Genomic DNA, 22,338 nt, shown 5'->3' with positions numbered 1-22,338 from the left:
TCTCTGGGAAGCTTCTCCTTTGGCGCCATTTTCATAGCGGGAAGCGCTTTCTACTCTGGAAGGGGCTTTGTGCACTGCCGTCTCCTGCTTCTTGGAAGCGTTTTCCTCCTCTTTCTTTAACCGGGCGTCCTCTGCCAGCATAGCCTCCACCAGCTCTGCCTTCTTCATAGCCGAGGTTCCCTTAAGTCCGCGCACCTTCGCCAGCTCTTTCAGCTGTACCAGTGCCAATGATTCATATTTTTCTCTCATATACTCCCAAATCCTCCTATACTAAAACAGCCGCTTGAGGCCCTTCCTTTCACAGTGATACTCCTTGTCCGTTTCAGCAGATTTCCATTCCACGCTCGAAAGGAGCTTTCCAACTTTTTATTTCAGGGATTTCTTTCTCAGACAGGTCAATGGACGTGTTCCTTGACTTTTTGATGAATCAATCGTTTATATGAAAGCATTATAATACAGTTTTGGCAAAATAGGAAGTACTATTTTGCCAAAACTACCTTTTTTTGCCGGAGAGTTTCCTGTACATCAATCAATCTTTGGTTTTCAGAGCCTCTAAAGGGCAGCTTGAGGTTTTTCAGCTCCTCCACAAACTCTCCATCCACAAGCACATCGATAAGCTGAAGAAGGGAGCTGACTGTTTTCTCCCCCTGCTGTGCCAGGGGCAGCAGATCCTTTTCATAATCATATCCCGTATAGCACCAGATATCCTTTTTCGGATAGGAAAGGCGCACCTTCTCCACAAGGGAAAGCACCTCTTTCCTGTTTCTGGGGTCTAAGGGTTCTCCTCCCAGCAGGCTGAGCCCCCGTATATAATCAGGCGCCAGCGCTTTTAAAATTTCCGCCTCTGTCTGGACCGTATAGGGATTTCCGTATCCGAAATCCCACGCCTCGCTGTTAAAGCAGCCCTTGCAGCCGTGGGTGCAGCCGCTTACAAACAGCGACACCCGCACCCCCGGCCCGTTGGCTACATCTGTTTTTTTGATGGCCGCATAATTCATAGATGAAGCACCCTGGCCTTTATTTCCTTGGTTTTTCCTGCATTCCAGAAATTCTCCCCCAGGTAGCCGCAGGTTCTCCTGGTCACGTTCATCTTTGCGTGATCCTTATTGTGGCACTGTGGACATTCCCATTCCATGTTTTCATTGATCTGTATCTCACCGTCAAAGCCGCACACATGGCAGTAATCGGACTTGGTGTTAAACTCTCCGTACTGGATATTGTCATAAATAAACCGGATCAGTTCCTCCAGGGCTTCCAGATTATTGTTCAGATTTGGAATTTCCACATAGGAAATCGCCCCGCCCAGAGACTTATTCTGGAATTCGCTCTCAAAGGTAAATTTTGTAAAGGCATCAATATTTTCCCGCACATCCACATGGTAGGAATTGGTATAATACCCCTTATCCGTTACATTTTCAATGTCGCCGAATTTCTCCCGGTCAATTCTTGCAAAGCGGTAGCAAAGGGTTTCCGCAGGCGTGCCGTAAAGACTAAAGCCGATGCCCGTCTCTTCCTTCCATCTTGCCGCCGTCTGCTGCATATAATCCATCACTCTCATGGCAAATTCTTTTCCCTCCGGCTTTGTGTGGCTGCAGCCCTTCATGAGATATGTAGTCTCGTAAAGCCCGATATAGCCAAGAGACATGGTGGAATAGCCGCCGTGGAGGTATTTATCAATCTTTTCCCCCTTCTTCAATCTTGCAATGGCGCCGTACTGCCAGTGGATGGGGCTTACGTCGGACACCGTTCCCTCAAGGGCCTTGTGCCTGCACATTAACGCCTCGTAGCACAGCTGAAGCCTTTCCTCTAAAAGCTCCCAGAACACCTTCTCATCGCCCTTTGCCAGAATCCCGATCTGGGGAAGATTAAGGCTCACTACACCCTGGTTAAAACGGCCCTCCCACTTGTAATTCCCGTTTTCGTCCTTCCAGGGGGACAAAAAGGAGCGGCAGCCCATGCAGGAGAACACATTTCCCTCATAGTTTTCCCGCATTTTCTTGGCAGAGATATAGTCAGGGTACATCCTCTTTGCGGAGCATCTGGCCGCAAGACGGGTCACATAATCGTATTTGCCGCCCTTGAGACAATTATTTTCATCCAGCACATAAACCAGCTTAGGAAACGCAGGGGTCACATATACCCCCTTCTCATTCTTGGTTCCCTGCAGGCGCTGGGTGAGAATCTCCTCAATAATCTGCACCGTCTCCTCCACATATTCATCCTCCTCGTCAATGTGAAGGAATAAGGTCACGAAGGGAGATTGGCCGTTTGTGGTCATCAGCGTGTTAATCTGATACTGTATGGTCTGCACACCGCTTCTGAGCTCATCCCGAAGGCGGATATCCACGATTTTTTTCTTCGCCTGAGCATCCAGGCTGTCCCCAAACTCCTGATCCAGCTGCTGCTCAAACTTCAGCCTGCTTTTGCGCAGATACTTTCCCAGGTGCTTAATATTCACAGACTGTCCACCGTACTGATTGCTGGCCACCGCCGCAATAATCTGTGTGGTTACAGTGCAGGCCACCTGAAAGCTCTTGGGCGACTCGATCAGCTTGCCGTTAATAGAAGTTCCGTTGTCCAGCATATCCTGAATATTAATCAGACAGCAGTTGAAAATAGGCTGAATGAAATAATCCGCATCGTGAAAATGAATGGCGCCGTTTTCATGGGCTAACGTAATATGCTCCGGCAGAAGCAGACGCCTAGTCACATCCCTGGATACCTCTCCTGCAATATAGTCCCGCTGGGTGGAAGCAAGCCTTGTGTTTTTGTTGGAGTTTTCTTCCGCAAGCTCCTTGTTTTCATTCCGAATCAGCTTCAGAATGGATTCATCGGTGGTGTTGGATTTGCGCAGCAGGCTTCTCTGATAGCGGTACACAATGTATTTCTTGGCAAGCGTATATTTATTGTGGCTCACCAGCCGCTCCTCAATCATATCCTGCACATGCTCCACCGTCAGAAGCTCTTTTCCTTCCTGCTTCACATCCTCCAGAATTTCCCCGATCAGCTCCTCCTCTGCACGAAACTCCTTCTCCACTTCATTGTTGGCCTTCTGAATGGCCGCCACAATCTTTTCTTCCTCGTACGGCACAATACGCCCGTCTCTTTTCTGTATCCTCATAAGCATCCTCTTTCCTCTACCGTGTACACATCACATAAACGATGGCCGTATGGGGATACAAGCCTCCCGTACGACCACCTGCGCGCCATTTTCCGACAAAACAAACATCCAGAAAATCGCACAATATTTTGTGTATCACTTCGAAACTCACACCTATATCTTGTATTTCATTATAATCGGATGCAGAATAAATTGCAAGGGCTTTTTTATTCTTATCAATAGTAGTATCCTCTTCCGCCGCAGCACATACCGCCTCCGCCGCAGCAGAGATTGCAGATCAGATTTGCAATGCACAGCTTTAAGCAGATGTTGCCGCCTCCCATGGAGGGATAACCATACGCCGCCTGCCGTCTGGAATACCAGGTGCCTCCGTTTTCAAACTGATATACCAGATTTTGGTAATCCCCATTCCCAGGCTCCAGGGCCGCCGCCTTTTTGGCGTGTTCTAAGGCAGCCACATTATTGCCAAGCCCCGCGTGGGCTATGGCGCTGTAATAGTACCACCTTGCCCCCCGCTCATGCTGCCCCATGCTATCCAGCGCATTCCTGGCCTCTTTATAATATCCGTTCCGCACATAATTGCCGGCCGCCCGCAGATGAGGCTCCTCCTCATAGCCTGCGCTCTGGCCCTGTCCAAAGTCCCCAAAGCCGCCGAAGCCGCCAAAGGGACCATAGCCGAAGCCGCCGCCTCCATAGCCGCCTCCATAACTGCCTCCGCCATAGCCGCCTCCCGTACCGCCATAGCTGTAGCCCTCTGTGCGCTCCTTCATAATCTGCTGGTACGCGGCCTGTATCTCCTTAAACTTTTCTTCCGCCTGGGCCTTATTAGGATTGTTGATATTAGCGTCCGGATGATACTTGCGGCTCAGAGCCTTATACGCTTTTTTGATTTCCTCCTCGGAAGCGTCTCTGCTTACTCCGAGAACCTTATACGGATCATTCATTTTTTTTCTCCACAGCCGCCCTTCTCTTTTCTCTCACCGCTTCATACCGGCACCACACTCCGGAATATAAAATATTTCTCAAAATTTCCACATTCTCTAAAATAGGCAGCCTCTCAAATTCCTTGCAGCACTCTGACATCATCATGGTCAAAATCGTCCTGCATTCTTCCTCAAAGTCCGGTTCGTTGTACATCCTTTTTAAAGGATTAAAGTTATTTTTCCGGATATCCTCTTCAATATCCTCATAAGCATCTAACAGATAGATAAATTTTCCCAGAAAAAACCCAAAACGGCCCAGCCCTTCGCTCCACTCGTCCTCTCTGCAGACGGAAATCTCGGCCATAATCTTTCCGAACAATCCCGCCATAGTGTCAATATCCCCATTTCCCGTCTTTTCCGCATCATAAAAATCATGCATCAAAAGACAAATATTTCTCACCTTTGCGGCATAAGTCTCCTTTACGCCCTTGCTTTTTCCCTCCAGCATTTTGCCGTATGCAAGCTTCCAGAGCTTTTTTTCATCCTCCCAGTCATCCTGACATTTATAGAGTGTCAAAAGCACGTTCATATCCGCCGCATACTCTGTAAAGAGATTGGTTCTGATTTCATGCTTCTCAAAGGGATGGGCGATACATCGGCACTCACCCGTCTGTGTCTGTGGCTCATAAAGTCCTGTAAACAGCATGAGCAAAAAGGTCATATCATAGCTCAGTGAAAGCTGGCCCGTTATACCGTACTTTTCCTTCAGCCTGCGGCAGAGGCCGCAATAATAGGAATGGTATATATCAAACTCTTTAAATTTCATTTCGGCTTTGTTAACTATGATATATCCAAACATGAAACTGCCTCCCTGTCAACTCTTTTTGATAAATTCCGTCCCGCATTTCCTGCACCTTATGGCGATTCTGCCCTTTCCCCTGGGAACCCGTATCTTCTGCCTGCAGTTGGGGCATCTGTAAATATGATATTCCTTAAGCTGCTTCCATTCCCTCTTCTTTTTCTGGAAAAAGCCTCTGACCTTCATCTCTTTTTTCAGATACCACTGGTTTTCTGCACTGCGCTTGGCAATATTCCTGGAAAACATGCGGAAATACACATAAACCATCAAAGCAAGGGCAAACAGGTAAAAGAGGTTTCCTCCAAAAAAGGAAATCACCAGACACACAAGGGCCGCAATCATTAAAAATTGGTTCAATCTGTCGCTGCCATAACGCCCCCACATAAATCTCTGCAATTTTTCTCTCATTTTTTTCCTTCCCGTCCGCTAAAGCAGACATCCTTTCATCGTTTTCTGTCCGAAAAAGCCTTCAGGACTTTAAACAAGCCTCCAGAATATCAGCGCACCGTTCAATTCCAAGCAGGCCGCTGTCTAAAACAATGTGGTAATTTTGGCTGTTTTTCCAGTCCTTCCCGGTGTTGGCCCGATAATAGCCGCTTCTGCGCCTGTCTGCCCTCTTTAACGCCTCGGAGGCCTTCTGGGAGGGAATCCCATATGTGTCCACCGCTCTTTTTTTACGGAATGCGTCGTCCGCATGAATGAATACCCGAAGCACATCCTCCCGCTCTCTCAGGGAATGGGCGGCGCATCTCCCCACCACAACAGCAGGGGTCTGCGTCAGCTTTTGTATGATTTTTGATTCCGTCAAAAACAGCCTGCTCTCCCAGGGCAGTGAACTGCCCTGGGAGACAGAGTCTCCCTTTCCCAGAGAAGCCATAACGTACATGGAATACATAAAGCTTCCTGTAGACTTTTCCTCCAGATTCTCCAGATAATGCTCCGGCTGTCCCAGCTCTTTTGCAGCCATGGCAAGAATTTCACGCCCATAACAGGGTATCCCCAGACGTTTCGCCGTCCTTTGTCCGATCTCCCATCCTGCGCTGGCATACTCCCGTTCTATGGCTATAATGTGATATTTCATATTTTCCCTCGTTTCTACGCGTTTCTTTGTGTATGATCAATGTTATGATGCAAACTGACTGTTGTACAGATCGGCGTAAAAGCCTCCCTTTTCCAAAAGCTCCTTGTGATTTCCGCTCTCGATGATGTCTCCGTCCTTCATCACCAGAATCATATCCGCGTTTTTGATGGTGGAAAGCCTGTGGGCGATCACAAAGGAGGTTCTTCCCTCCGTCAGCTTATCCATGGCTTTCTGAATCTGTATCTCCGTTCTGGTGTCCACCGAGCTTGTGGCCTCGTCCAGAATCAGCAAAGGCGCATTCTCTATCATGGCCCGGGCAATGGTAATCAGCTGCTTTTGTCCCGCGGACAAATTAGCCTTGTCGTTTAACACCGTGTCATAGCCCTTTGGCAGTGTACTGATAAAATGGTGTATCCCCACCGCCCGGCAGGCCCGCTCCACTTCCGCATCGCTGACATTTTCCTTGCAGTACACAATATTTTCCCGAATTGTGCCTTCAAAAAGCCAGGTATCCTGCAGCACCATGCAGAACAGATCATGCACATTTTCCCTGGTCAGCTCCTTTGTGGAAACGCCGTCTATCAAAATATCGCCGCCGTTCAGCTCGTAAAAACGCATCAGCAGGTTCACCATAGTGGTTTTGCCCGCTCCTGTGGGCCCTACGATTGCAATTTTCTGTCCGGCTTTTGCATGAGCCGAAAAGTCCTTGATAATAATGTGATCCGGCTGGTACCCAAAACGGACATGGCGAAACTCCACATCGCCTCTTGCATTTTCAAGGCGGGCAGTTTTCCCGCTCTCGTCCGCAAGCTCTTCCTCCTCCAAGAATTCAAAAACCCGCTCTCCTGCGGCGGCTGTGGACTGTAAGCTGGTCATGGCCTGGGCAATCTGGCTCAGCGGATTGGTAAAAAGCCTGATATACATCATAAACGCTACAATCACGCCAAAGCTGATTACATCATTCATCGCCAGGGCAGCTCCCACCACACAGACCGCAACATAACCGAAATTTCCGATAAAGCTCATAATGGGCATCATCAAACCGGACAAAAACTGGCTTTTCCATGCGCTGTTGTACAGCTGATCGTTGATATCCGTAAAGGTTTCAAGGGCTTTTTCCTCTCCGTTATACGCCCGCACTACATTGTGGCCGGAATAAATTTCCTCGATATGCCCGTTGATACGTCCCAGCTGGCTTTGCTGTTCAATGAAGTGTCTTTGGGATTTGGACATTATGGTCATCATGATGCCGAAGCCTGCAAGGGTAGAGACTACCGCAGTAAGCGCCATGATCCAGTTGGTATAAAACATCATAATCAAGGAGCCCAGGAACATAGTTACTGCAGTTACCAGAGAACCAATGCTCTGGTTCAGGCTTTGTCCGATGGTATCTACATCGTTGGTAACCCGGCTGAGCACGTCTCCGAAGCTTGTTTTATTGAAATAATTTAAAGGTACCTTGTTGATTTTTACGGAAATATCGCTTCTAAGCTTTTTCGTGACCGCCTGGGTGATGGTAGCCATGGCAAAGGACTGAATGTAGGAGCAGATGGCACTGCATCCGTAAAGGGCCACCAGCCCGAACACAATACGCTTCACTCCCTCCATATCAATCTCTGTAGTCAGTCCTTGGGTAATCAGATTGGTCAGGTCCTTCAATTTATCCGGGCCAATCAGAGAGCATATAGCCCCTGCCATAGCAAGGAGCAGGGCTCCCGCAAGAAAGGGAAAATACCGTCTACAGTACAAAAGAAGCTTTTTCCATGTGCCTCTGAAATCCTTGGCCTTTTCTCCGGCTCCTCTCATGCCGCCCCGTCCGCCCATCATGCCGCGGCCTGCAGGCCTTTGTCTATTTTCATTACTCATTTGCAAGCTCCTCCTTTGACAGCTGGGAAAGGGCGATCTGCCTGTAAACCTCACAATTTTGCAAAAGCTCCTCATGGGTTCCCATTCCCACTGCTTTTCCTTCCTCCAGGACTATAATCTTATCTGCATTTTTTATAGTGCCGATACGCTGGGCCACGATAAGGGAGGTGGTGTCCGCCGTCTCTTTTTTCAGAGCCGCCCGCAAAACTTTGTCCGTCTTGTAGTCCAGCGCGGAGAAAGAGTCGTCAAAAATATAGATTTCGGGCTTCCTGTATATCGCTCTGGCAATAGCAAGCCGCTGCTTTTGTCCTCCCGAGAGATTGGCGCCGTTTTGCGCTACCATTCCCTGGTAAGCATCCTCCATCTTTTCCACAAACTCCGTGCCTTGAGCAATATCCACGGACTTTTTCACATACTCGCTGTCCACCTTTGTGTCTCGTCCGTTGTCACCGTAGGACACATTGCTCTCCACGGTTCCCGCAAACATCACCGCTCTCTGGGACACATATCCCAGCTTGTTATGCAGCGCTTTGGCCGTGTACTCCTTTACGTTCACTCCGTCTACAAGCACCTCCCCTTCCGTGGCGTCATAAAAACGGGGAACCAGGTTCACCAGCGTAGACTTGCCGCTTCCGGTGGAGCCGATAAAGGCGATGGTCTCTCCCTTGTGTGCCGTAAAGCTGATATCTGTGAGCACATCCTCCGCAGCGTCGGGATAACGGAAGCTCACATGGCGAAATTCCACCTCTCCTTCTTTTCCCGGCAGTCCCTCTGTTTTTTCTCCATCCTTTATTCTGGGCTCCGTATCCAGCACCTCATTGATACGCTTTGCAGAAACGCTTGCTCTGGGGAGCATGATGAAGATCATCGTCAAAAGCATAAAAGCCATAACCACCTGCATCGCATAGGAAGAGAACACCACCATATCCGAAAACAATCCGATGCGCTCCACAAGCTGTGCTTCATTGATCAGGATTGCTCCAATCCAGTAGATGGACAATGTGAGGCCGTTCATGATAATGTTCATTCCCGGATTCATAATCGCCATCATTCTATGTGCAAAGAGATTGTTGTCTGTCAGCTCTTTATTGGCCGCCTCAAACTTTTCCTCCTGAAACTGTTCCGCATTATAGGCCCGCACCACCCGGATGCCGGTGAGGTTTTCCCTGGTAACACGGTTCAGGTTATCCGTAAGCGTTTGAATCTTTCTAAATCTGGGCAATACAAATATCATAAGTACAACAATCAGAATCAGCAGAAATACCACAGCTGCCGCTGTTGCCGCCGTCCACTGCCAGCTTTTGCCGGAGATTTTCAAAACAGCCCACACCGCCATAATGGGAGCCTTAATCATCACCTGAAGTCCCATGGCGATAATCATCTGAATCTGGGTAATATCGTTGGTGGAACGGGTAATCAGGCTGGCTGTGGAAAACCGGTTGATTTCCTCCATGGAAAAATTCTCCACCTTTTCAAAAACCGCCTGTCTGACCCTCCTGGCCAGCGTCGCCGCAAGTCTGGATGCAAAATATCCTACTGCCACCGCAAACACTAAGCTTCCCAGCGCACAAAGAAGCATTTTCCCTCCAGCGGCAAAAATATCTCTCATCAGACTGCCTTCCGTCTGCACCAGGCTTGTGATTTCCGACATGTAATCCGGCAGGGTCAAATCCAATCCCACCTGACACGCCACAAAAAAAACGCAGGCCAAAACGATAAGCCAATCCTGCTTTTTGAAGTACTTAAGAAGTTTTAACATTTTGATCCGTACCTTTCTATCTTTGTCTGTTTCATTATCGATCAACCTGCACAAAAGTACAATTAAATAAATATAAATATTTGTAAAGAATCGGTGAAACGTACGCCGTCATGGGCACGGGAAAATGTACGCATGGCGGCGTATATAAGCAAAAAACCGCGTCTTTTCGACACGGTTTTTTTGCTGCTTATCTTTTACAGGTACTTCACTACATCTGAAAGCCTGCGCTTCGGCACAACATAATCCTTCTTTTCGTCCAGGTAATATCTGCAGTCCCCTCCCTGATCAAGATCTACAATACGGCTTGCATGGGAGGGATATCCGAATGCAACCACAGTGTGCAGCTTCTGCTTTTCTGAAAGACCAAACAATTCCGAAAGCTTTTCTTTATTGCAGGCTCCAATGATACAGCTGCCCACACCCCGGTTCCAGGCCGCCAGGGTCATATTGGCAATGGCAAGTCCGGCATCAGTGTCGCAGTCCGGGTTGATATCCGTATTCTTCACCACTCCGATAAACAGCACTGGTCTTTCTCCCTCCTTGGGCTGTCCAAGCTCAGGAGGCAGCGCTCCTGCCCAGCGGGTATGGGAAAACACTTCCTTTACCTTTTCTTCGTTCTGCACCACCACATAGCTGAGGGGCTGTCTGTTTGCAGCGCTGGAGGCAAGCCTTGCCGCCCTCAGGATTTCATCCAGAACCTCCTTGGGCACTGGATGCTGTTTGAACCTTCTGTAGGTCCGGCGGCCTTCCAACAGCTTCATAAGATCTTCCATCTCCAACAACGCCTCCTTCCTTTTCCATCACATTCTGCTGTGCTTTCCTCTTCTCTGCGGCTGTGAATGTTACTTCTGGGCCACATCCTTCATGGAAAAGCTGATCCTTCCCATCTTATCCTTGCCCAGGCATACTACAGTCACCACGTCTCCCAGAGTGAGCACATCCTCTACCCGGTTGATTCTCTCTTTTGCAATCTTAGAGATGTGAACCATCCCCTCCTTGCCGGGAGCAAATTCCAAAAAGGCGCCAAACTCCTTGATGCTTACAACCTTGCCCTTAAATATCTGGCCCTCCTCAAAGTCGGTGGTGATAATCTTGATCATCTCCACAGCCTTGTCCATCATAGCCTGATCTGTACCGCACACGGACACCTTTCCGTCATCCATAATATCAATTTTAACGCCGGTGCGGGCAATGATCTCATTGATGGTCTTACCTCGCTGTCCAACCACATCGCCGATTCTCTCGGGATCAATCTGAATGGAAATAATCTTAGGTGCGTAAGGGCCTACCTCCGGTCTGGGAACCGCAATTGCCTTCTTCATGCAGTTTTCCATAATAAACAGTCTGGCCTCACGGCATCTCTCGATAGCGCCCTCCACAATGGGCCTTGTCAGTCCGTGAATCTTGATATCCATTTGGATTGCGGTGATGCCCGCTGTGGTGCCGGTCACCTTAAAGTCCATATCTCCGAAGAAATCCTCCAGCCCCTGGATATCGGTGAGCAGTACAAAATCATCGTCCGTATCCCCTGTCACAAGACCGCAGGAAATACCTGCCACCATCTTTTTGATGGGTACGCCTGCCGCCATCAGGGACATACAGGATGCGCAGGTAGACGCCATGGAGGTGGAGCCATTGGATTCAAAGGTCTCCGAAACGGTGCGGATGGCATAAGGGAATTCCTCCTCGCTTGGAAGCACAGGCAAAAGAGCCCGCTCTGCCAGCGCCCCGTGGCCGATCTCACGTCTTCCCGGTCCTCTGGAGGGCTTTGTCTCACCTACAGAATAGGACGGGAAATTGTAATGGTGCATATATCTCTTGCTTACTTCATTTTCGTCCAGTCCATCCAGTCTCTGCTGCTCAGACAAAGGTGCAAGGGTACAAACATTGCAGATCTGTGTCTGTCCTCTGGTAAACATAGCGGAGCCGTGCACTCTGGGAATGATATCTACCTCTGCGGCAAGGGGACGTATCTGGGTGATTTCACGGCCGTCCGGGCGCTTGTGATCCTTTAAAATCATCTTGCGCACGGTCTTTTTCTCATACTGATACACAGCCTCTCCCAGCATGGCAAGCCATTCCTCATTATCCGCAAAAGCCTCCTCCAGCTTTTGTGTAATAACCCGGATATTCTCCTCTCTGGTCTGCTTGTCATCGGTAAACACCGCTACCTCCATCTCCTGGGGAGTGACAAGCTTTTTCATCTCCTCAAACATTTCCTCAGGAACGGCACAGCTTGTATATTCATGCTTTTTCTTGCCTGTCTCGGCAACGATTTTTTCAATGAAGGCAATCACCGTCTGGTTGATCTCATGAGCCTTATAGATGGCCTCGATCATGGTTGCCTCGGGCACCTCGTTGGCACCGGCCTCGATCATGATCACCTTTTCCTTGGTGGAGGCAACCGTCAGATTCAGATCGCCGTTTTTCCACTGTTCCTGGGAAGGATTGATCACAAACTCTCCGTCAATCATGCCCACCTGGGTCATGGCGCAGGGACCGTCAAAAGGAATATCTGAAATACAGGTAGCAATGGCAGCACCCAGCATAGCCACCAGCTCCGGGCGGCACTGCGGGTCCACACTCATTACCATATTGTTTAATGTCACATCGTTTCGATAGTCCTTGGGAAACAGCGGACGCATGGGCCTGTCGATCACACGGCTGGTGAGAATGGCGTTCTCGCTTGCTTTTCCCTCTCTCTTGTTAAAGCCGCCGGGAATCTTTCCCACAGCGTACATCTTTTCCTCGTACTCAACGCTTAAAGGGAAGAAATCAATCCCTTCCCTGGGCTTCTCGGAAGCCGTTGCCGTGCTGAGCACAGTGGTGTCCCCATAGTGCATAAAAGCACAGCCGTTTGCCTGTTTGCCCACACGGTTGATATCCACCCTGAGGGTACGTCCGGCAAGCTCCATTTCATAGGTCTGATACATAAATAAAATCCTCCATTCCTCCGCTTCCTGCGGTAATCAAAATATTTTTCCTTTTGGAACAGAAGACACCGAAACTACTGAAAAGAACACGTGAAAACATATCCTTTTCAGCGGTCTCGGAATTCCATTCTGTTCCAAAGCCTCGGCGCGCATTTGTCTGCCGCCTCGGTTTTCTCTGCGCAAAATCGCACAAAAAGCGGAGGGCCGAAAAATTCGGACCGTCTCCGCCTTCCCATGTCTCCTTTTATTTACGCAGGCCAAGTCTCTCAATCAGCTTACGATATCTCTCGATATCCTTTCTCTTGAGATATTCCAGAAGGCCGCGTCTCTGGCCTACCATTTTAAGCATACCCCGGCGGGAGTGATGATCCTTGGGATTTGCCTTCAAATGCTCGGTAAGCTCCTGGATTCTTGCAGTCAGCACTGCGATCTGTACCTCAGGTGAACCGGTATCTCCGGGCGTCCTGGCGTACTCGTTCATAATTGCTGTTTTCTTTTCCTTAGAAATCATATTGCTTCCTCCTTTTTGTCAAACCGCCTGACACTAAGACCGGGCCGGAGTCTCCCTCATCTGAGCATCGGCTAAATCATACTGACATAGTATAGCATAATCCCACAATATTGTAAACCATTTTTTGCAGTTACCTGGGCAGCCAGGTAATATGTTACCAGGTAACAGTTCGGCCCTTTTGCCCCAATTAGGAAAATAACAAGTGACAAATGCTTTCTTATCCGTTACAATGGAGAATACAGTATGCCGTTTTCAAAAAAAACGGTAAATAAAAAAGTAAATTGAGGTATCAAAATGAACACAAAACAAACAGAAAATCCTTCCATTTTTAAGCTTCTGCTAAAGATACTCCAGGGTGCTCTCATCGGCCTTGGCGCAGTGCTTCCCGGTATTTCCGGAGGCGTTTTGAGCGTAGTATTCGGTATCTACAAGACGGTCATGGAGCTTCTGGCCAATCCGTTGCGCAACTTTAAAACCCATGTGCCAAAGCTGATTCCCTACGCCATCGGCGGCATCATCGGTTTTATGGGAATTGCCAATCTTTTATCTTTTCTGCTGGAAAAATATCCCAATCCTTCCGTGTGCCTGTTTGTGGGCCTGATCACGGGCATGCTTCCCTCCCTCTGGAGAGAAGCCGGGGAAAAGGGGCGTTCCAAAGGCTCTTATGTATCCATGATTGTAGCTTTCCTTGTAATATTGGCTCTGTTAATCGGCCTGAATCTGTCCTCCATTGTGATCACTCCTAATTTCGCATGGTACCTTTTCTGCGGCTTCTGTCTGGCTTTAAGCATCATCGCACCTGGCATGAGCTTTTCTACACTTCTTATGCCTTTGGGACTGTATACGCCCTTTGTGGACGGCATCGGACATTTGGATTTCGGAGTTTTGATTCCCGGCGGCATCGGCGCTCTGATTACGGTAATCTGTCTGGCAAAATTAATCGACTCTCTCTTTGAGCATCATTATTCCCTGGCCTTCCACGCCATTCTGGGGATTGTAGTCGCCGCCACCCTGGTGATCATTCCTTTTGAGAGCTTTACCATATCGGCCGCCTCCTGTATCGTAAATCTCATCTGTCTGGCTGTGGGTATCGTGGCAGCTTTGGTTCTGGATCACTTCAACAGCAAGGTTGATGTAAAGGACTGACCTTAATCAATCAATAAGAAACGTACGCCGCCAGGCGCACCTGGAAAAAGCCATCAAGGATAAACTTCGCTTCGCGTCCTTGATGGCTTTTTCCAACTGGTCTTTTTATTGTGCACTGTGCTCTGCCCGAGCAGCGCAGCATTTCTATGCTGCCTTTCTATCAATCATTGATGACTCTCACAGCCTTCACCGGTGTACGGTAATTATAGCTGCTGATTTTAATTCCTGTCCTAGGGCTGCTTGCATGGATTACCTGGCCTCCGCCAATGTAAATGGCTACATGGTTTATGGTTCCGCTTCCGTTTCCGTAAAATACCAGATCGCCAGGCTTCAACTCTGAAACACTGATCTTTGTGCCTTCATTTGCCTGGGCTCTTGAGGAATGGCTCAGAGTAATGCCATATTTCTTGAATACGCTTAACACAAATCCTGAACAGTCCGCTCCCTTGGTCAGACTGGTGCCTCCCCAGACATAAGGATTGCCCAGAAACTGCTTTGCATATTCCACCAGGTCCACTCTCACATCTGACACGCCCTCGCCATATAAAAGCTCTGTCATGGTGATAGCCGTATCCAGCTTTTCCTCCACAGTTACATATTCAGCGGCGGCAAAGGCCTCCTCTCCGTCAATGGATACCTTGATCCACTCTCCCTGATCCTCCAAAAACTCCAGCTCTGCGCCTTTGGAAATCTGTGTAACCACCTCACTGTCCATGCTGGCCTGGGCCCTGATGTTAAGTCCATCCGCATTGGAAATGGCAACTGTCCTCACCAGGCTGCCTGCCTCAAGCTTAGCCTCGGGTCCGGTGAGTAAAAATTCCAGATTCACATAGCCTTCCACCTCTCCTGACTGAATGCGGGCCCATTCTCCCTCTGTTCCAAGGATTTCACAGGCTGCATTCTTGGGAAGCTTCCCCACCAGCCTGCTGTCTGTGGAGGGCTGCTCGCGGACATTAAGATTGCCGCTTTCCACATGGGCAATCCCCAGATTGGTATAACCCCATAAAGCTCCCTGGGCCTGTTGGGCAATAGCTAAGTATTCCTCCGTAGAGAGGCTGGTCTCCAAAATGGAAGCCACACCCGCAGTCTGAAGGATATCGGTGCTTGTAGCCGCAGAGGCCTGGATAGGACTCAGGGCCATAGAGAAAATAAGACCTGCGGAAACCATTGTGATCTTTCTGGAAATTTTTCTATTCTGATTCATGTAACTGCCTTTCCCAATATGCGGATGCTCCCCGAATTCATTCACTGTCCGCAGTCTCATCCGCGCTTTTGTATTCTTAGTATTACAATTTTGTTACAAAATTATTACGCTACATTTCAAATTATACAATTCCTATTACAGCCTGTCAACCGTTTCTTGCATTTTCCCAAAATTTCCTGTAACAGTCGCCTCAAGGAGTTTAAGACTCTCAAGAAAGAAATCCAGCGCCTTAAGATTGAGAATGAAATATTTAAAAAGCGGCATAATTCAGCATTTTTTAATTAAGTCCATTAATTCTTCTTTTTTTGCCAGCAATACTATTTTTTTGTTTATCAGGTGCTTTTAACAAAATTTTTAATATTTTTATTAACTTACGAAAAATTTTCATTATAATGGAGATTAAGAGGTATTCCCACATGAAAAAGGAATTTTCCGAGACTTTAAAAGATTTACGAATACAAGCTGGATATACACAAAAACAGGTATATGAGTTACTCGGGGTTCGCCAGTCTACATTCAGTGCATGGGAAACTGGCAGGGCAGAGCCGTCTGCAGATATGCTTTTAAAACTTTGCAAGCTATATAAAGTAAATGATATTTTTTTGGCTTTTGGGTATGACGGATATAATGAAGATGGAAGCATTCAGCTTAACCTGACCGAAATAGGACTTATAGAAAAGTACCATCTCCTCGACCACTACGGCAAAGAGATTATTGATGTGGTTCTAGGTAAAGAATATACCCGATGCCAGGAGCAAAATAAAGTAGTTGAAATGAAAGCTCTAGAAAAATATTCCCTTATTCCGGATGCTGTGCACAAGCGTACAGGCATAGGCCAAACAGCAGACGGAGACCAGCACGATGATGACATCGTGGATGACGTTTCGGAGTAAGAGTAATATTTATTGAGCTACGAAGAACTTGGGCATTATTGCACCACCGCAGGACGCATAGTAGAGCAGAATACCGATGACGCCTGCAGACAAGAAAGAAAAGTCCGCTTATAGGCTTATGGTATGGTTGAATTGGATGGATACATAATCAAATTTGAACCAAGGCTGGCCGTTATGAAAAAATGTAATTCATGTCAAAAGATAAGGAGGTAAATTTATGGGATACTCCCTCTGTTGAGAAACTCCACCGTACTCAACTGGGTCTATCTGACCCTAAAAAAGGCTGCGGCTTTGCTCCTTAAGCAAACCGCAGCCCCGCCTCTATATCCTCTTTCAGTTGTTTTTTCAATTCCTCCAGGCCATCAAACCGCTTTTCGGGTCGCCGGAAGCCCAGAAGATAAACCTCTACAGGCTCCTCATAGATTTCCTGATCAAAATCATATAAATAAGATTCCACTCCCAGCACCCGCTCATTTGTCACTGTGGGCTTATACCCCACGTTGCTGATGGCCCGGTATTTTCTGCTGCCATAACGAACCTGGGAATAATAAACACCATTGGGCGGAAGCAGCTTGCTCTCCCCGGGAACCAGGTTTACCGTGGGAAACCCCAGGGTTCTTCCAATACGGTTTCCGTGTGCTACCTTTCCCATAATTGGATAAGGCATGCCCAGAAGCTGCTCCACAAGCTTCATATTCCCCGCCTCTGCCTGGCTTTTGATGTATGTGGAGCTGACCTCTTTTCCCCGAAAGCACACTTTTTCTATAATCTTCACTTCATATCCCAGGTCTTTGGACAGAGACTGCAAAAGAGCGGCATTTCCCCGTCCCCCGGCCCCGAAGGACAAATCCCTTCCGGCAGCTATCAACCTTACGTTCATCCGTCTCGCCAAAACCTCCGACACAAAAATCTCCGGAGGCATGGCAGCCGTCTGCTTTGTCAGGGGAAACTCCACCAGAATGTCCACGCCCATCCGTTCAAAGAGAGTCCGCTTTTCCTCTCTGGTGGTAAGCTCCTTTCCGTCGCCTGTCCCAAACAGCACGGCCGGCGCCGGATCGAAGGTAAACACACAGGCAGCAAGGCCATGGTTTTTACAGTTTAAAACCTCCTCCAAAAGCCTTCTGTGCCCGATATGAACTCCGTCAAATTTCCCGACTGCAGCTGCCGTCTCCTTCTCCAGAAAAAAATCTGTTGTACCTGTTATAATTTCCAACTGACTTAACACACCTTCCGTTACGCGATTGGTATTTTACAGAAACATTTTTACCGGCCTGTACTGCCTGTGCTGCTCGTCATAGGCGTAAATGCCTGCAAAGCTGTCATCTGACCGATAGATTCTCACCCATTCCCCCGGTCCAAAAGCCTTCTTCTCCCTGGTCTGCTCCACATAGACAGGGTTCCCATTTTCCACAAGGTTCTGATATGCTTCCAATACATGCAAAAGTGGGTTGGATGCAAACACCTGATCCGGCGGTATCAAAACCTCTTCCAGGCGGTTTTGGTCACGAAGTGCTTCCAGTTTGGAAAGCGTAACCGCATCCTTCAGAAAAAAGCTTCCCGACCTGGTTCTGGTGAGACTTTTCATGACGCCTCCGCAGCCCAGCTTTTCTCCGATATCTGCACAGAGGGTTCTGATATAGGTTCCCTTTGAGCACAAAACCCGGATGGTAACCAAAGGAAGGCTTACATCCAATATTTCGATCTTCCCAATGGTCACCCTCCGTGCCTGCCTTTCCACTTCCTTTCCCTGTCTTGCAAGCTGATAGAGCCGTTTTCCATTTACCTTTATTGCCGAATACATGGGCGGTATCTGGCTGTATTCCCCCTGAAAGGAGTAAACGGCCTCCCTCACCTGTTCCTCGTTCAGGGAAACCTCCCTGCGCGAAAGCTCTCTGCCCGTCACATCCTGGGTGTCCGTGGTGACTCCCAGCAAAAGCTGCGCTTCATACTCCTTATCCTTTTCGGTGAGCAGATCGCACAGCTTTGTAGCATTTCCCAGGCACACAGGCAGCACACCCGTAGCCATAGGGTCCAGGGTGCCCGTGTGTCCAATTTTTCTTTGTCCGCAAATACCGCGCATTTTTGCCACCACGTCGTGAGACGTAAAGCCAGGCTCCTTATCAATCACTATGATGCCGCTTAACATGTCAACTGTTTTCTCCATTCAACTGCTTTTCAATATGTAAAGACAGATTGTTTACACAGTCGTGGAAGGTTCCCCGCATAGTGCAGCCCGCAGCCCGCACATGACCGCCTCCGCCAAAATAGGCGGCAACCTTAGCCGCGTCCACCTTCTCGTCCGTGCGCAGACTTACCTTGTATTCCAGCGTTCCCGTCTGATACATGAAAATAGCGCAGCTGATGCCCTTAATATTCCTAAGCTGGTTCACGATGCCATCCAGATCCTTGGGCTCCACATTATAAAATTCCATGGTCTTTTTATCCAGGGCGCTGACAATACATCTTCCATCCAAAAAACGGATGCTCTCCATAAGGGCACGGCCCATCACCTGAGCCTGCACATAGGTTTTCTGATAAAAGGTTTCCTGAATCAGCCTTGGAAAATCAAAGCCGTAGGCAATCAGTGCGGAAGCCTTTTTGAGCGTATCCGGCGTTGTGTTGGAATATTGAAAAACCCCAGTATCATGGATGATTCCAATATATAAGGCCATGGCGATCTCCCTGTCAAGCCTATCTGCCTCAAACAGATCATAAAGCACCTCACAGGTGGAACCGATCTTGGGCTTGATCACATTGATATCCCCGCTTCCGCTGTTGCTCACATGGTGGTCAATATTGATTTTCTTTCCCGCATTTGCAAAATAGTCCTCAGCCTCTCCCAGGCGGTCCGCACCGCAGTCCAGGGCGAAAAACACGTCAAAGGGCTCCTGGGCCCCAAAGTCGCTGTCGATCTCCTCAAAGCCTGCTATTTCCTGAAACACGTCGGCAGGCTTTTCCAAAAACACCTTTATAAACGCACCGGGAAGCCCCCTTTTCAGATATCGTCCAAGGGCCAGGCAGGCTCCCACACAGTCTCCGTCCGGGCGGATATGACCACCGATGCCGATTCTTTTTGCACTCCTGCATTCTTCCAGTAGGTTCATACTTCCTCCTCCCCGAAATTCTCCGGCTCGGACAGGATGGGCGTTTCTTTCCCATCCTCATTTGTCTCACCGGCGGCATCCCTGGTCATCACCTCATCAATTTTGCGGGACATATTCACCCCGTATTCAATAGATTGATCCATCACAAAGGTGATTTCCGGCGTATTGCGCAGATTGATGGTCTTTGCCAGCTTCATCCTCAAAAAGCCTTCCGCGCTTTTTAGTCCCTCCAGAGTAGCCTCCCGCTCTTCTTTTCCACCAAGCACACTGATCCACGCCTTGCAGCTTTTCAAATCGGGGGCAACCTCCACTGCCACCACGCTTGTCCACGGACTGATACGGGGGTCCTTAATCTGTCCGCGGATGGTTTCCGCCAAAACTCTCTGCACCTCCCCGTTGATACGGGTATTTTTTACACTATTTTTTCTCATATTCTCAATCCTGTCTGTTTTCGGCGGACGGATTCCTCTATCGCGGCACTTCAACCATAATATAGGCCTCTACGATATCAAACTCCTGCATCTGGTCAAAGCCCTCAAACACAAGACCGCACTCGAATCCCGCCTTCACTTCTTTTACATCATCCTTAAATCTCTTTAATGACGCCAGCGCGCCTTCGTAAATCTGCTTGCCCTCTCTGCTGATACGAATCTTGCAGCCTCTCTGGAATTCGCCGTCAAGCACATAGGCGCCTGCAATGTTTCCGATAGCGGAAGCCTTGAAAATCTGACGCACCTCCGCATGGCCGATCACCTTCTCTTCAAATACAGGGTCAAGCATTCCCTTCATAGCTGCCTCAATATCCTCGATGGCCTGATAAATCACCTTGTAAAGCCTTACGTCCACGCCTTCTCGTTCTGCAGTGGCCTTTGCCGTGGCATCAGGTCTTACGTTAAAACCGATAATGATGGCATTGGATGCGCTGGCCAGGGTTACGTCGGACTCGTTGATGGCGCCCACGCCGCCATGAATGCACTTCACTACCACTTCCTCGTTGGACAGCTTCATCAAAGACTGTTTCACAGCCTCCACGCTTCCCTGTACATCCGCCTTCACAATCAAATTCAATTCCTTTAAATTGCCCTCCTTGATCTGAGAGAACAAATCATCCAGAGACATTCTGCCCTTAGTTTCCTCAAGCATCTTCTCTTTATTCTGGGCAAGATAGGTCTCCGCGTAAGACTTAGCTGTCTTGTCGCTGTCGTGTGCCAGGAATACCTCTCCTGCGCTGGGCACATCGGACAAGCCGAGAATTTCAACGGGCGTGGAGGGTCCAGCCTCTTTTACCCGTCTTCCCTTATCGTCCACCATGGCTCTCACTTTTCCATGGCTTGCTCCCGCCGAAACAAAATCTCCCACATGAAGGGTTCCCTTCTGCACCAGCACAGTAGCCACAGGGCCCCGGCCCTTGTCCAGCTCCGCCTCGATGACAAGGCCTCTGGCCCGTCTGTTGGGATTCGCCTTCAGCTCCAGAATGTCTGCCGTCAGCAGAATCATCTCCAGAAGCTGCTCTATGCCTTCTCCGGTCTTTGCGGATACCGGCGCAAACACAGTGCTGCCGCCCCAATCCTCGGGGATCAGCTCATATTCCGCCAGCTCCTGCTTTACACGGTCAATATTTGCAGAGGGCTTATCTATCTTGTTTACAGCCACGATGATCTCAATGCCTGCGGCCTTTGCGTGGTTGATTGCCTCCACCGTCTGGGGCATCACGCCGTCGTCCGCCGCCACCACCAGAATTGCAATATCTGTGGAATTTGCGCCGCGCATACGCATTGCGGTAAACGCCTCGTGGCCGGGCGTATCCAAAAACGTGATTTTACGCTCGCCCACATTCACAGTATACGCACCGATGTGCTGTGTAATACCGCCGGCCTCCTTATCCGTCACATTTGTCTTTCGGATAGCGTCAAGCAGCGAGGTCTTCCCGTGATCCACATGTCCCATAACGCAGATAACGGGCGGTCTTTCCACCAGATTGGCTTCATCCTCATCCTCTTCCTTTAAGAGCTCCTCGATCACGTCCACCTTGACTTCCTTCTCACACAGAATATCATATTCCATGGCGATATTCTCCGCGTCCTCATAGGAAATCTCCTGATTTACCGTAACGACCTTGCCCTCCAGGAACAATTTTTTCACAATGGCGGAAGGCTGAAGCTTCATCTTGTCCGCCAGTTCCTTTATGGTGATGGTCTCTGGCAGCGTAATCACCTTGATAGCCTCTTCCGCCGTCTCTTCCTTCTTCTTTTCAGGCTTGATAAACCTTCCAGGCTTGTTCTTCAGCGCCTCCTCCTCTTCATAGATATGATCCTTTCTGGAGCGCTTATCTCTCTCCTGGCTGAAGCGTCTCTTTTCTTCCTCCCGCTTCTTCTCCATATCCTTGGACGGAGCCTCAGAAGCAAAGCTCTTGCCCGGCTTATTATCTCTGGGTCCGCTTCCCGTCCCATTTCCGCCTGACGAGCGCATTCCTCTATTATCGCGGTTCGAATTGTTAAAGCCGCGGCCGCCGCCCTGACTGCCGCCGCCGCTGCGGCGGTCACCCTGACCGCTCTGACCGCCTTCCCCGCCAGGTCTGCCAGATCTCTGGAATCCGCTTTGTCTCTCGCCGCTTTGATATCTTCCATTTGAAGCGCCTCCTCTTCCCGGCTGGCCCTGCTGGCGTCCCTCCTGATTCTGGGGCCTGCTGCCCTGTCCTCTGCCGTCGCGGCTGCGATTGTCCTGCCCCTGTCCATCCCGCACGGGTCTGTCCGATCTTACAGCCTGCTGCGGCTGTATGCCTGGCTTTGCCTGAGCTTGTGTCTGTGCCTGGCTGTTTGCAGGCTCCTGATTCTTAGGCTTATCCGCCCGAGGTCTGGAGGGCTGGTTTTTATTGCTGGGAACCATCTGCACACTGGGTGTGGGAGAAGGGGGTGTCAGGGGCTTGATGGGACGCACC

At 49.1% G+C, this 22,338-nt stretch carries 20 protein-coding genes; 2 read left to right on the top strand and 18 right to left on the bottom strand.

Annotation, left to right across the window (positions count from 1 at the left end; translation table 11 throughout):
• From AC1WIP_RS01165 to rpsO, 12 genes are all read right to left on the bottom strand, one after another.
• On the bottom strand, window positions 1–249 hold a 249-nt coding region (locus AC1WIP_RS01165), incomplete at its 3' end, for a Rho termination factor N-terminal domain-containing protein (RefSeq protein ID WP_481140084.1).
• Window positions 250–479: 230 nt separating this feature from the next.
• Window positions 480–998 carry an anaerobic ribonucleoside-triphosphate reductase activating protein gene (gene nrdG, locus AC1WIP_RS01160; RefSeq protein WP_481140083.1) on the bottom strand — a complete coding sequence of 173 codons (519 nt, stop codon included), beginning with the start codon at window positions 996–998 and terminating at the stop codon, window positions 480–482.
• A complete protein-coding gene (nrdD, locus tag AC1WIP_RS01155; RefSeq protein ID WP_481140082.1) occupies window positions 995–3,121 on the bottom strand; it encodes an anaerobic ribonucleoside-triphosphate reductase in 2,127 nt (708 codons plus the stop codon). The genes nrdG and nrdD overlap by 4 nt, the downstream gene beginning before the upstream one ends.
• Before the next feature lie 215 nt (window positions 3,122–3,336).
• On the bottom strand, window positions 3,337–4,065 hold the full coding sequence (locus tag AC1WIP_RS01150) for a J domain-containing protein (protein WP_481140081.1): 729 nt from the start codon (window positions 4,063–4,065) through the stop codon (window positions 3,337–3,339).
• Window positions 4,058–4,903 (bottom strand): DUF5685 family protein, encoded by an 846-nt coding sequence (locus AC1WIP_RS01145; protein ID WP_481140080.1) that lies wholly within the window; start codon window positions 4,901–4,903, stop codon window positions 4,058–4,060. The genes AC1WIP_RS01150 and AC1WIP_RS01145 overlap by 8 nt, the downstream gene beginning before the upstream one ends.
• Window positions 4,904–4,918: 15 nt before the next feature.
• Entirely contained in the window at window positions 4,919–5,311 is a 393-nt protein-coding gene (locus AC1WIP_RS01140; RefSeq protein ID WP_481140079.1) for a hypothetical protein, read from the bottom strand.
• A gap of 61 nt (window positions 5,312–5,372) precedes the next feature.
• On the bottom strand, window positions 5,373–5,984 hold the full coding sequence (locus AC1WIP_RS01135) for a cytidylate kinase-like family protein (protein WP_481140078.1): 612 nt from the start codon (window positions 5,982–5,984) through the stop codon (window positions 5,373–5,375).
• A gap of 42 nt (window positions 5,985–6,026) precedes the next feature.
• The gene (locus AC1WIP_RS01130) at window positions 6,027–7,850 is read right to left on the bottom strand and encodes an ABC transporter ATP-binding protein (protein WP_481140077.1); all 1,824 of its coding nucleotides are present in this window, start codon (window positions 7,848–7,850) and stop codon (window positions 6,027–6,029) included.
• Window positions 7,843–9,609 (bottom strand): ABC transporter ATP-binding protein, encoded by a 1,767-nt coding sequence (locus AC1WIP_RS01125; RefSeq protein WP_481140076.1) that lies wholly within the window; start codon window positions 9,607–9,609, stop codon window positions 7,843–7,845. Before AC1WIP_RS01125 ends, AC1WIP_RS01130 begins: the two co-directional genes overlap by 8 nt.
• 194 nt (window positions 9,610–9,803) lie before the next feature.
• Window positions 9,804–10,382: a nitroreductase family protein gene (locus AC1WIP_RS01120; protein ID WP_481140086.1), complete on the bottom strand. Its 579-nt coding sequence runs from the start codon at window positions 10,380–10,382 to the stop codon at window positions 9,804–9,806.
• A 69-nt stretch (window positions 10,383–10,451) separates the two neighbouring features.
• Window positions 10,452–12,542, bottom strand: a complete 2,091-nt coding sequence (locus AC1WIP_RS01115; RefSeq protein WP_481140075.1) for a polyribonucleotide nucleotidyltransferase — start codon at window positions 12,540–12,542, stop codon at window positions 10,452–10,454.
• Between the two features lie 244 nt (window positions 12,543–12,786).
• On the bottom strand, window positions 12,787–13,053 hold the full coding sequence (rpsO, locus tag AC1WIP_RS01110) for a 30S ribosomal protein S15 (RefSeq protein ID WP_318704913.1): 267 nt from the start codon (window positions 13,051–13,053) through the stop codon (window positions 12,787–12,789).
• A 294-nt stretch (window positions 13,054–13,347) separates the two neighbouring features.
• Here rpsO and AC1WIP_RS01105 point away from each other — a divergent pair, with 294 nt between their 5' ends.
• Window positions 13,348–14,199, top strand: a complete 852-nt coding sequence (locus AC1WIP_RS01105) for a DUF368 domain-containing protein (RefSeq protein ID WP_481140074.1) — start codon at window positions 13,348–13,350, stop codon at window positions 14,197–14,199.
• A 160-nt stretch (window positions 14,200–14,359) separates the two neighbouring features.
• Here AC1WIP_RS01105 and AC1WIP_RS01100 read toward each other — a convergent pair whose 3' ends face one another.
• The gene (locus AC1WIP_RS01100; protein ID WP_481140073.1) at window positions 14,360–15,403 is read right to left on the bottom strand and encodes a C40 family peptidase; all 1,044 of its coding nucleotides are present in this window, start codon (window positions 15,401–15,403) and stop codon (window positions 14,360–14,362) included.
• A 416-nt stretch (window positions 15,404–15,819) separates the two neighbouring features.
• Between AC1WIP_RS01100 and AC1WIP_RS01095 the strand changes: the two genes are divergently transcribed.
• Window positions 15,820–16,296, top strand: coding sequence for a helix-turn-helix transcriptional regulator (locus tag AC1WIP_RS01095; RefSeq protein ID WP_481140072.1), 477 nt, complete (start codon window positions 15,820–15,822; stop codon window positions 16,294–16,296).
• 298 nt (window positions 16,297–16,594) lie between these two features.
• On the opposite strand, the gene AC1WIP_RS01090 is transcribed toward AC1WIP_RS01095, so the two are convergent.
• The 5 genes from AC1WIP_RS01090 to infB form a co-directional block, all read right to left on the bottom strand.
• Window positions 16,595–17,509, bottom strand: coding sequence for a bifunctional riboflavin kinase/FAD synthetase (locus AC1WIP_RS01090; protein ID WP_481140071.1), 915 nt, complete (start codon window positions 17,507–17,509; stop codon window positions 16,595–16,597).
• A 36-nt stretch (window positions 17,510–17,545) separates the two neighbouring features.
• Complete coding sequence (gene truB, locus AC1WIP_RS01085) at window positions 17,546–18,442, bottom strand: tRNA pseudouridine(55) synthase TruB (RefSeq protein WP_481140085.1); 897 nt, start codon at window positions 18,440–18,442, stop codon at window positions 17,546–17,548.
• A gap of 1 nt (window position 18,443) precedes the next feature.
• Complete coding sequence (locus AC1WIP_RS01080) at window positions 18,444–19,400, bottom strand: DHH family phosphoesterase (protein ID WP_481140070.1); 957 nt, start codon at window positions 19,398–19,400, stop codon at window positions 18,444–18,446.
• On the bottom strand, window positions 19,397–19,831 hold the full coding sequence (rbfA, locus tag AC1WIP_RS01075) for a 30S ribosome-binding factor RbfA (RefSeq protein WP_481140069.1): 435 nt from the start codon (window positions 19,829–19,831) through the stop codon (window positions 19,397–19,399). Before rbfA ends, AC1WIP_RS01080 begins: the two co-directional genes overlap by 4 nt.
• A 37-nt stretch (window positions 19,832–19,868) precedes the next feature.
• Window positions 19,869–22,338: translation initiation factor IF-2 (infB, locus tag AC1WIP_RS01070; RefSeq protein WP_481140068.1), on the bottom strand; the 2,470-nt coding region annotated here is incomplete at its 5' end.

The organism is Acetatifactor sp., from assembly GCF_982438285.1.
Note: the sequence above shows the minus strand (reverse complement) of the source record. Positions and strands in the feature narration are given on the sequence as shown.